Annotated in this window: 7 protein-coding genes; 6 read left to right on the top strand and 1 reads right to left on the bottom strand. The window is 52.6% G+C overall.

What is annotated here, in order from left to right; all coding sequences use genetic code 11:
* The first annotated feature begins 137 nt into the window (after positions 1 to 137).
* The 3 genes from NFS31_RS02190 (at position 138) to uvrA (ending at position 8,910) form a co-directional block, all read left to right on the top strand.
* Complete coding sequence (locus NFS31_RS02190) at positions 138 to 2,423, top strand: excinuclease ABC subunit UvrA (RefSeq protein WP_331482427.1); 2,286 nt, start codon at positions 138 to 140, stop codon at positions 2,421 to 2,423.
* 101 nt (positions 2,424 to 2,524) lie between these two features.
* On the top strand, positions 2,525 to 5,668 hold the full coding sequence (locus tag NFS31_RS02185) for a hybrid sensor histidine kinase/response regulator (RefSeq protein ID WP_251491128.1): 3,144 nt from the start codon (positions 2,525 to 2,527) through the stop codon (positions 5,666 to 5,668).
* A gap of 398 nt (positions 5,669 to 6,066) precedes the next feature.
* On the top strand, positions 6,067 to 8,910 hold the full coding sequence (gene uvrA / locus NFS31_RS02180; protein WP_251491126.1) for an excinuclease ABC subunit UvrA: 2,844 nt from the start codon (positions 6,067 to 6,069) through the stop codon (positions 8,908 to 8,910).
* Between the two features lie 739 nt (positions 8,911 to 9,649).
* Here the strand turns inward: uvrA and NFS31_RS27330 are convergent.
* The gene (locus NFS31_RS27330) at positions 9,650 to 9,814 is read right to left on the bottom strand and encodes a DUF6783 domain-containing protein (protein WP_416389420.1); all 165 of its coding nucleotides are present in this window, start codon (positions 9,812 to 9,814) and stop codon (positions 9,650 to 9,652) included.
* Here NFS31_RS27330 and NFS31_RS27325 point away from each other — a divergent pair.
* From NFS31_RS27325 to NFS31_RS02170, 3 genes are all read left to right on the top strand, one after another.
* Entirely contained in the window at positions 9,764 to 9,880 is a 117-nt protein-coding gene (locus NFS31_RS27325) for a DUF6783 domain-containing protein (protein WP_334303040.1), read from the top strand. The two genes, NFS31_RS27330 and NFS31_RS27325, sit on opposite strands and share 51 nt — an antisense overlap.
* A gap of 33 nt (positions 9,881 to 9,913) precedes the next feature.
* The gene (gene guaA, locus NFS31_RS02175; RefSeq protein ID WP_251491124.1) at positions 9,914 to 11,455 is read left to right on the top strand and encodes a glutamine-hydrolyzing GMP synthase; all 1,542 of its coding nucleotides are present in this window, start codon (positions 9,914 to 9,916) and stop codon (positions 11,453 to 11,455) included.
* A 107-nt stretch (positions 11,456 to 11,562) separates the two neighbouring features.
* On the top strand, positions 11,563 to 11,820 hold the full coding sequence (locus tag NFS31_RS02170; RefSeq protein WP_160258592.1) for a hypothetical protein: 258 nt from the start codon (positions 11,563 to 11,565) through the stop codon (positions 11,818 to 11,820).
* Positions 11,821 to 11,945: the final 125 nt, after the last annotated feature.

Here is an 11,945-nt window from a genome sequence, read left to right as displayed (position 1 = left end):
TTTTTGCACACGGGCGTCTAAAGGAAATATGTCAGCAAGCTGACGGACGCCCGGCGCAGAGAGCAGGGGAAGTAACCTTCCCTGCCCGATCCCGGACAGGGGGATCCTTTTTACGGAGCTGCACGCGGCATATTTTAATGAAGAAACGGGGAAAGAGAAAGGTGATGGGGACGGAAAATCAGGCGTACATTGAGATTACGAATGCGAGCGAGAATAATTTAAAGAATGTATCCTTGCGCATACCGAAAAAGAAGATCACGGTGTTTACCGGTGTTTCCGGATCCGGGAAATCTTCCCTGTGCCTGGATACGATTGCGGCAGAGTCGAGGCGGGAGCTGAACGCTACGTTTCCCAGCTTTATCCAGCAGTTTCTTCCCAAATACGGAAGGCCGGAGGTGGAGCGGGTTGAGAATCTTCCGGTAACGATTGTAATTGATCAGAAGAAACCGACGGCGAATTCACGCTCGACGGTGGGGACGTACACGGATATTTACGCGCTGCTGCGCCTCCTGTTTTCGAGGGTGGGGAAGCCGTTTGTGGGGTATTCGGACAGCTTTTCCTTTAACCATCCGAACGGGAAGTGCGGGCGCTGCGAGGGGCTGGGGACCGTGACGGAGCTGGATATCCATAAGCTGGTGGATTTTGACAAGTGCTTAAATGACGAGGGCGTGATCAAATGGCCGGCCTTTACCACAGGGGCGTGGAGATGGAAGCGCTACGCCTACAGCGGCCTTTTTGATCTGGATAAAAAGATACGCGATTATTCGGATGAGGAGATGGAGCTGTTTTTATATTCTCCCCAGATAAGGCTGAAGAACCCGCCCGCAAACTGGCCGAAGTCGGCGAAGTATGAGGGGATCTATCCCAGGATGTACAGGAGCATTATCAATTCTAAAGAGGGTCAGCTTCACAAAAAGGAGCTGGACCGGATTGTCAGCGTCTTTACCTGCCCGGACTGTAAGGGGGCCAGGCTCAACGAGCGGATCCGGAGCTGCCGGATAAGCGGCCTGAATATCTGCGAGGCGGCGGATCTTCCGATTCCGGACGCGGCGGCCTTTATCCGGGGAATTGAGGATCCGCTGGCCGTGGATTTGAAGAGGGAGATTTTAAAACGTCTTGACGCCCTGATTGAGATTGGGCTTGGTTACCTGTCCCTGAGCCGGGGGACGGATACCCTGTCAGGCGGAGAGGCGCAGCGCATTAAAATTGCCAGGTATATTAACTCGCCGCTGACGGATATGATGTATGTCCTGGATGAGCCGAGCGTGGGACTTCATTCACGCGATATTCAAAATCTGAAAAATTCTCTGATTAAGTTGAAAAATCATGGAAATACGGTTATGATTGTAGAGCATCACCGGGAAGTGATCGCTTTGGCGGATCATATAGTGGATATGGGACCCGAAGCGGGCATGAACGGGGGCAGGATCATGTTTGAGGGCAGTTATGATGAGCTTCTGCGCTCCGATACGCTTACCGGGCGTATGCTGCGGACGCGTCTGCCGTTTAAGGAAGAACTGCGCAGGCCGTCCGGATGGTTCCATCTGGAAGGGGCTTCGCTGCACAATTTAAAGCAGGTTTCCGTGGATCTGCCGCTGGGAGTCATAACCGTGATCGCGGGCGTGGCGGGCTCAGGGAAAAGCTCCCTGATGGAATATTTTCAGAGCCGCTGTCCGGAGGAGGTGATTTCCATCCGGCAGAAGGATATCGGGATCAACCTGCGCTCCACGCCGGCCACCTATCTCGACATTGCCGATGAGATACGGAGCCTGTTTGCAAAGGAAAACCATGTGGCTCAGGCGTATTTCAGCTTTAATTCAAAAGGCGGCTGCCCCGCCTGCCAGGGAAAGGGCGTGATCGTGTCCGATATGGCCTACATGGACGCGATCGAGACGGTCTGCGAGGTCTGCGGGGGAACCCGGTATTCACAGGAAGTTCTGCAGTACCGGTATAAGGAAAAGAATATCGCGGAGGTGATGGATATGACGGTCCGCCGGGCGGCGCGCTTTTTTGAGGGCGAGCCGCTTGTGAAAAAGCTGGAGACTCTTTTAAAGGTCGGGCTTGGCTACCTCCATCTGAATCAGTCCATGACTACCTTATCCGGGGGCGAGCTGCAGCGTGTAAAGCTGGCGGGGCGGCTTGAGGAGCAGGGGCGGATTTTTATCCTCGACGAGCCCACGGACGGCCTTCATCTGGACGATATCCGCCGTCTGATGAAGCTGTTTAATGAGATGGCGGAACGGGGTAATACGCTGTTTATCATCGAACACAGCCTGGATGTGATGAAGGATGCGGACTATCTGATTGAGCTGGGGCCTGGCGGCGGGAATGCCGGAGGGAGGCTTTTATATGCGGGGACGCCAAAAGGCGCATTGGAGGCAGAAGGCAGCGTGACAGGAGAATATTTAAGGCAGGGCCTGTAACAGCAGTTTTTGTGACAGGAGCAGTTACGGCCTGCAAAAAGGGATGTATTTATTCGCAAATTTATACTAATCATCTGTAACACACAGGGGGGAACGGATTCATGTATCATTGCCATATTCGTATTTATTTGACAGGCCATGAACGGCGCATGGCTGAAATAATAAAGGAAATGCCGCCGCTTGAACATTTTACGCATGAGTTTTCTGAAAGCGATGAACCGGATGAAGCGCTGGCGTCGGGAGCGGATGTGATCCTGGCGGAGTTACAGGATATGGATGTGGAGAAAACGCTCGGGGCGCTGCGTTCATCCAAGAAGGGGGAGGCGGAGCTGATTGTGCTCGCGGATAAGGCCCAGATCCCGCTGCTGGCAGGCGCTCTGCCGGAGATAAAGGATGTGTGGACGCTTCCGATGTCTGAAGAGGAGCTGCGCTTCCGCTTTCTGAGATGGCAGCAGGCCCTGAAAACGAGCAGGGATTTCTGGGAGGCCAGCCATTTTCTGGAGACGGCCATTAACAACAGCCCAAACCTCATCTGGTTTAAGGATAAGGACGGCATTCATGAAAAGGTGAACGCCAGTTTCTGTAAAAGCGTGAATAAGACCAGGGAACAGGTGGAAGGGCGCGGCCACGCATATATCTGGGATGTCGAGGAGGATGATCCGGTCTGCAGAGAGTCAGAACAAAAGGTTATGGAAACAGGGCAGACGGTTGTGACGGAAGAGACGATTGTGACCGGAGAGGGCTTAAGGATGCTCACCACGTATAAGTCCCCGCTCTATAATCCTGACGGAAGCGTGATGGGAACCGTGGGCATTGCGGTTGATGTGACGCAGGAGCGCATCTATAAGCAGGAGATTATCCAGAAAAGCCGGACGCTGGAGACAATCTTTACCACCATGGACTGCGGCGTGATCTGCCACAGCCTCGACGGCTCCGAGATTCTCAGCGTAAACAGGGCCGCCCTGCACATTCTGGGTTATGAATCCCAGAATGAACTGATGGATCAGGGATTTTTCCTGATCGCGTCATCTGTCCTGGACGAGGACAGACAGGAGCTTCAGGACGCGATCCGCGAGCTGCAGGAGGAGGGAGACAGCGTCAGCGTGGAATACCGCGTGCGTCACAGAACCGGGGAGATCCTGCATGTGATGGGCAATGTTAAGCTCTTAAGGGAAAATGGGAAGCTGTTTTACCAGCGCTTCCTTTTGGACTGTACGGCGCAGAAGCTTGAAGAGGAAAAAAATGAGAGACGCCAGATGGAGCTTGTACAGGCGCTGAGCATTGATTACAGCGTGGTCTGCTTTTTTGATCTCGATTCGGGCAGAGGGCGGATGATCCGCAGTAACGACAGCAAGAGCTGCGGGCGTGAGATTTCGTTCAAAGGAGACATTTCCCTGGAAGAGAGCATGGGATGTTACATAGAAAAACATGTGCATGCAGAGGATCAGGAAACGCTGCGGCAGTTCGCCTCTCTCGAGCGCCTCAGAAAAGAGCTGGTGGAAAAGAAGACGGATTATGTGAATTACCGCATTACGACGGACAGCGGGACGGTCTACTACCAGCTCAAGGCAGTGCGGGCGGGCGTGTGGGACGGGGATCACGGCGCAGTCCTGGGATTTCGCAGCGTGGACAGGGAAATCCGCGATGAGATGGAGAAAAAGAACCTGCTGGAGGATGCGCTTTTGCAGGCAAACAGAGCCAGCCGGGCCAAGAGCGTATTTCTTTCCAACATGTCGCACGACATCCGAACGCCGATGAATGCTATCGTCGGTTTTACGGCGCTGGCAATTACGCATATCGATCAGACGGAACAGGTAAGAGAGTATCTGGAAAAAATCATGGCGTCCGGCAATCACCTGCTGAGCCTTATTAATGATATTCTGGATATGAGCCGTATCGAGAGCGGCAAGATGCATCTGGAGGAGAAGCCGTGCAGGCTGCCGGACATTCTGCACGGGCTGCGCAATATCCTGCTGGCGGAGATCCATGCCAAGCAGCTTGAGCTGTATATGGACGCAGTGGATGTGATGAATGAGAATATTTACTGCGACAAGCTGCGGCTGAACCAGGTGCTCTTAAACCTTTTGAGCAATGCCGTGAAGTACACAAAGGCCGGGGGCATTATCACGGTCCGGATCATTGAGAAAGCCGGAGCGTCGGCGGGATATGCAAATTATGAATTTCATATCAAGGATACTGGCATCGGCATGAGCCGGGAATTCGTATCCCATATTTTTGAGCCGTTTGAGCGGGAGAAGAACTCTACAATCAGCAAGATTCAGGGAACCGGGCTCGGGATGGCGATCACGAAAAATATCGTGGACATGATGAACGGCGCCATTGATGTAAAGAGCGAGCAGGGCGTGGGCACGGAGTTTACGGTTTACTTAACCCTGCGGCTGGATTCCGGGGAAAAGGAGCCGGTGGACATACCGGAGCTTAAAAACTGCCGGGCGCTGGTGGTGGACGACGATTTTAATACCTGCGACAGCGTGTCCTATATGCTTCAGCAGATCGGCCTGCGCGCGGAATGGACCTTATCCGGCAAAGAAGCGGTTCTGCGCACGCGCCAGGCGGCTATGCGTAAGGATAACTACAGTGTATATGTGATCGACTGGATGCTCCCGGATATGAACGGCATTGAAGTGACGCGGAGGATCCGCAAGGAGATGGGCGAGGATGTGCCAATCATTGTCCTGACGGCCTATGACTGGTTTGACATTGAAAAAGAGGGCAGGGAGGCCGGAGTGACGGCGTTCTGCAGCAAGCCGCTGTTTTTGTCAGAGCTGCGTAGCTGCCTGCATTCTGTCATACATGCGGATGATAAGGCAGAGGAAGAGGCGCCCGAGAATGAGCAGAAAGCCCATACAGGGCGCATCCTGCTGACAGAGGATGTGGCATTGAACCAGGAGATCGCCACAGTGCTCCTGGAGGACGCAGGATTTTCTGTCGAAGTAGCGGATAACGGGCAGATTGCGGTTGAGAAGGTAAAAAGGTCCCGTCCGGGATACTATCAGTTAGTGCTCATGGATGTGCAGATGCCGGTCATGAACGGCTATGAGGCGACCCGGGAGATCCGTAAATTGAAGAACGGGGCTCTGGCTTCCATTCCGATTATTGCCATGACAGCGAATGCATTTGAGGAAGATAAGCAGGAGGCCATGCGGTGCGGGATGAACGGCCATATATCCAAACCGATTGATGTTAAAAAGCTGTTCTGGACATTGGATCAGATATTGAAGTGAGAGGGCTTAAGGCCGGGAGTTTTGTCTGAGAGTCCTTTAGAAAGTTGTTTCATGGATGCTCTGAAATAAGCGCTGATTACGGTTCACGCATCTTTTAGGCTGTAACAGTTCAGACAACCTGAACTGTTACGGCATCTGCCCATGAAAATCGCTTCGCGATGGGGCAGATGTCTGCTGCCGCCGCGTTTTCGTACGGTCAGCGCAGCAGGTGCGCTGACCTGTCTGAACTGTTACTTTAGGCCATGATCAGTTGAAAACAAAACGAACAAATGTTTGCAAAAATATATGAGATGTGATATACTAATGTACACAGTCAATCTTTGAGAATGAATTGGTGCAGAAGGCCGCGTTCCTGCTTATAGTCTGGCAGTCTGACCGCGGTTACAGGAGCGAATGCGATGGCAAAGCAGTATATCAAAATACGTGGTGCGAATGAGCACAACCTAAAGAACATTTCTCTGAATATCCCAAGGGATGAGCTGGTCGTTCTGACCGGCTTATCCGGTTCGGGAAAGTCCTCCCTTGCGTTTGACACGATCTATGCGGAAGGGCAGAGACGCTATATGGAATCTCTCTCCTCCTACGCAAGGCAGTTTCTGGGACAGATGGAGAAGCCGGACGTGGAGAGCATAGAGGGATTGTCCCCCGCTATTTCCATTGATCAGAAATCGACAAACCGGAACCCGCGTTCGACGGTGGGGACAGTGACGGAGATCTATGATTACATGCGCCTTCTCTACGCGCGGATCGGGATACCGCACTGTCCCAAATGCGGGCGCGAGATCCGCCGGCAGACCGTGGATCAGATGGTGGATCAGATTATGGCCATGCCGGAGAAGACGAGGCTGCAGCTTCTGGCCCCCATGGTGCGGGGAAGGAAAGGGCGTCATGAAAAGGTGCTGGAGCAGGCAAAAAAGAGCGGCTACGTCCGTGTGCGGATTGACGGAAACTTATACGAGCTGACGGAAACCATTTCCCTGGACAAGAATATAAAGCATAATATCGAGATCGTGGTGGATCGAATCGTGGTCAAGGAGGGCATTGAAAAACGCCTTTCCGACTCGATTGAGACGGTTATGGGCCTGACAAACGGACTGATGACCGTCGATGTGTCCGGCGGCGAGCCGCTCACCTTCAGCCAGAATTTCTCCTGCCCGGACTGCGGGATCAGCGTGGACGAGGTGGAGCCGAGAAGCTTTTCGTTTAATAACCCGTTTGGCGCGTGCCCGGACTGCTTTGGACTGGGGTATAAGATGGAGTTTGACGAAGATCTGCTGATCCCGGACAAGAGCTTAAGCATCAGCCAGGGAGCCATCACGGCTATGGGGTGGCAGTCATGTACAGACAAGGGAAGCTTTACCGGAGCGATCCTCGCGGCTCTGGCTGAGGAGTACCGCTTTGATCTGGACACGCCGTTCCAGGATTACCCGCAGGAGATCCACGATGTCCTGCTGCACGGGACGAACGGCAGATCCGTAAAAGTGCGGTATAAGGGACAGCGCGGCGAGGGCGTCTATGACATTTCCTTTGAGGGTTTGATCCAGAGCATGAACCGCAAATACAGGGAGACGTTTTCAGAGACGATGAAGGCGGAATATGAAACCTTTATGCGGATTACGCCCTGCGCGACGTGTAAGGGACAGCGTCTGAAAAAGGAATCCCTGGCAGTAACAGTGGGAGACAAGAATATCTTTCAGGCGACGAATATGTCGATCGTGAAATTCCGTGAATTCATGGACGACTTGACTCTGACGCCCATGCAGGAGGCGATCGGAGCGCCGATTTTAAAGGAGATCCGCGCCAGAGTGTCATTTCTTATCAACGTCGGCCTGGAGTATCTCTCCCTTTCGCGGGCCACAGGCACGCTCTCCGGCGGCGAGGCGCAGCGGATCCGTCTGGCAACGCAGATTGGATCCGGACTGGTGGGCGTGGCGTATATTCTCGACGAGCCGAGCATCGGCCTGCATCAGAGGGATAATGACAAGCTTTTGCAGACCCTGATGCATCTGCGGGATTTGGGGAATTCCGTGCTGGTCGTGGAGCACGACGAGGACACCATGCTCGCCGCGGACTGTATCGTCGATATCGGCCCCGGAGCCGGTGAACACGGCGGCAGGGTGGTGGCTGTGGGAACGGCAGAGGAGATCATGCAGTGTGAAGAGTCAGTGACAGGGGCTTACCTAAGCGGCCGCATCCGGATTCCGATCCCGGAAAAGAGGAGAAAGCCGGCCGGCTGGCTCAAGGTGCGCGGGGCGGCGGAAAACAATTTAAAAAACATCAATGTGGACATCCCTCTTGGGGTGATGACCTGTGTGACCGGCGTGTCAGGCTCCGGAAAGAGCTCCCTGGTAAATGAGATACTCTACAAGGCCCTGGCTAAGAAGCTGAACCGCGCCCATACCATACCGGGAAAGCACAAGGGCATAGAGGGGACTGAGCAGCTTGACAAGGTGATTGCCATCGATCAGTCGCCTATTGGCCGCACGCCCCGCTCGAACCCGGCGACGTATACCGGCGCGTTTGATCTGATCCGTGATCTCTTTGCCGCCTCCACGGACGCAAAGGCAAAAGGCTATAATAAGGGCCGCTTCAGCTTTAATAAAAAAGGCGGCCGCTGCGAAGCCTGCGCCGGGGACGGCATCATCAAGATCGAGATGCATTTTCTACCGGATATCTATGTGCCCTGCGAGGTCTGCGGCGGAAAACGCTATAACCGCGAAACGCTGGAGGTCAAATACAAAGGAAAAAGCATCTATGACGTGCTGAATATGACCGTCGAAGAAGCACTGCACTTTTTTGAGAATATCCCCTCCATCCACCGGAAGATCGAGACGCTTTACGACGTGGGGCTTTCCTATATCCGGTTAGGCCAGCCGTCCACGGAGCTGTCCGGCGGCGAGGCGCAGCGCATCAAGCTGGCGACGGAGCTGAGCAAGCGGGGAACCGGGAAAACCATCTATATCCTGGACGAGCCGACCACGGGCCTGCACTTTGCGGATGTCCACAAGCTGATCGAGATACTGAGGCGGCTGTCCGACGGAGGAAACACGGTGCTGGTCATTGAGCACAACCTGGACGTGATCAAGACAGCAGACTATATCATCGACATCGGGCCGGAAGGCGGCGATCAGGGAGGCACGGTCATCGCAAAGGGAACGCCGGAGGAAGTGGCGGAAAACCCGGCCTCATATACGGGGCAGTATGTGAAGCGTTATCTGGAACGCGCGCAGGAATCCAGTTAAAAATGGCTTGTTATTATGCCTCTGATATTTTATAATAAAATCATGCTGACAGAAGAACAGGCGGGAGACGCTAAACAGCCTGTTGATGACAGGATATGAGCAGGAAGAAGGCGGCGGGCCTTTTAACTAGTACATCGAATAATAAGTTTCTGACTCATGAGAACAGCCATAAATGTTGATAAATCAAGCCTTGCTGAAAACGAATGTATCAGGAACTTAATTTATGCTGTACTAGTACATCGTTCACTAATTAACTGGACTTTATTATAGCCGAAAACACCTATAGATATAGTGTTTTTATAGTCCGGTTATTTAAAAAATGCTGTACTAGTACAGCATTGCCTAAATTCCAGTGAATAAATCACTCGCTATCAGCGCCCTCTGCACGCCTGCGAAGCTAGACGTAGGCGCCACTACGCCGTCGCTTCGCAGACGCACAGATGACACCGATATCAAGCAATGTATTCACTGAAATTTAAGCAACGCTCTAGTATAAGTGATTTCAAATAACTTTATGATATAAAATATCTTGGGCATAGTGATGTACCTGTTCTTTCGACAGAATAACATAAAGCTAATTAAAATCATTTATACTAGTACAGTGTTGCATAAATTAACGAGTAAAATCGCTTGATATTCGTGTCATCTGTACGTCTGCGAAGCGACGGCGTAGTGGAGCCTACAGCTAGCTTCGCAGGCGTGCAGAGGGCGCGGATAGCGAGTGCTGTTTACTCGTGAATTAATGCAATGCTGTACTAGAGCGTGTTTGAAAATTGCTTTCTGGTAGCTGTGCGTGCCACTTTGTGGGAGATTTGTGCCAAATGAACGCGGCGTAGTGGGCTACGTTAAGTGAATTTGGCACAAATATACCGCGAAGTGGGGCGTGCAGATGCCAGGAATGAATTTTCAAACACGCTCTAGGCGTCTTTGCTTTCCGGGCCTTAAAGAGAGCCGTCAGCTTGCAGGATGACAATGTTTTGAAAAGTGCGCAGGAGGAATACTTGTGGAAAGGGAAAAGATTATCGTATTAGATTTTGGAGGCCAGTATAATCAGCTCATCGCCAGAAGAGTAAGGGAATGCGGCGTGTATTGCGAAGTGCATCCGTACAGCATGCCATTAGAGGCGATTAAGGAAATGAATCCAAAGGGAATTATTTTTACAGGCGGTCCCAACAGCGTTTATAAAGAAGATTCGCCGAGATGCTCCAAAGATATTTTTAATATGGGTATTCCTGTTTTAGGTATCTGCTACGGCGCACAGCTCATGGCTTATCTGTTAGACGGTAAAGTAGAGACCGCGCCGGTCAGCGAGTACGGGAAGACAGAGGTGGAGGTGGATACGCAGTCCAGGCTTTACGAGGGCGTATCGCCAAAGACGATCTGCTGGATGAGCCATACAGATTATATCGCCAAAGCGCCGGATGGCTTTCGCACGACGAGCCATACGCCGGTCTGCCCGATTGCAGGCATGGAGGATGAAGCAAGAGCCCTGTACGGGATTCAGGCCCATCCGGAGGTGATGCATACCGTTGAAGGCGCAAAGATGCTCTCGAATTTTGTATACAATATCTGCGGCTGCTCCGGCGACTGGAAGATGGATGCATTTGTGGAGAGCTCGATACAGTCTATCCGCGAAAAGGTAGGAAATGGACGCGCCCTTTTGGCGCTTTCCGGCGGCGTGGATTCCTCCGTAGCCGGCGTTTTGATGGCCAGGGCAATCGGCGAGCAGCTCACATGCGTGTTTGTTGATCACGGCCTGCTCCGCAAAAATGAAGGCGATGAGGTGGAGGCCGTATTCGGGTCGTCCGGCCCCTACCATCTGAATTTCATCCGCGTGAACGCGCAGGAGCGCTTCTACAAAAAGCTGGCGGGAGTGACGGATCCGGAGCAGAAGAGAAAGATTATTGGCGAGGAGTTTATCCGCGTCTTTGAGGAGGAGGCAAAGAAGATCGGCGCAGTCGATTTCTTTGTACAGGGCACGATCTATCCGGATGTGATAGAGTCCGGCCTGGGAAAATCAGCAGTGATCAAGTCCCACCACAATGTCGGCGGCCTGCCCGAGCATGTGGATTTTAAAGAGATTATTGAGCCTTTGAGGATGCTGTTTAAGGATGAGGTGAGGAAAGCCGGGCTGGAGCTCGGAATTCCGGAGAATCTGGTCTACCGCCAGCCCTTCCCGGGCCCGGGGCTGGGTGTCCGCATAATCGGAGAGATAACAGCGGAAAAGGTGCGTATTGTACAGGATGCGGATGCGATTTACCGCGAAGAGATCGATAAGGCCGGGATTGCAAAGGACCTGGGACAGTATTTTGCAGCGCTCACCAATATGCGCTCCGTGGGCTGCATGGGCGATGTCAGGACATATGACTATGCGGTTGCGCTGCGCGCGGTTCTGACTTCCGATTTCATGACAGCAGAAGCCGCCCGCCTGCCCTGGGAGGTGCTGGGGAAGGTCAGCAGCCGGATCGTAAATGAGGTGAAGGGCGTGAACCGAGTGCTGTATGACTGCACGGGGAAGCCGCCGGCTACGATTGAGTTCGAATAACGCTCTAAAGTCTGGAAAGCCAGTGTTTATGCGGCTTTCCGGGCTTTTTCTTTGTGCCGTGACATTATTATGACATTATTTTTCAGAGCCAGCATAGAGCCAGGAGCATGAAAGCCTGGTTGCCAATTCTGCAGATCTCTGTTATAATTCTCTCATGGAAGAGTACCCATGACAGGGTGGTAGCCTCCCGAGCCAATGAAACCGGCATGCCGGAATACATAGGAAGGGAGGTGGCGTTTATGACGGCTTATGAGATCATCTCGATTTTCATAGGGATATTGGCTCTGTTAATGTCCTTTGGCAGCTTGATTGTGGCGTTGCTTGCCTTTCTCGACAGAGATAGGAAGAACAGGCGAAAAAAATAATGCCCCTCCTGTCTGGTCCACAGGAGAGGCACCTCTCATTGAGAGGTAGATAATCTCGCTTGGGAGCATCCGCTTTGGAGTGGGTGCTCTTTCTACGTTCATTATATACTATGCCTTTGGATTTT

Origin of the sequence: Otoolea muris (assembly GCF_943193115.1) — a bacterium.
Taxonomy (GTDB): Bacteria; Bacillota; Clostridia; order Lachnospirales; family Lachnospiraceae; genus Otoolea; species Otoolea muris.
Note: the sequence above shows the minus strand (reverse complement) of the source record. Positions and strands in the feature narration are given on the sequence as shown.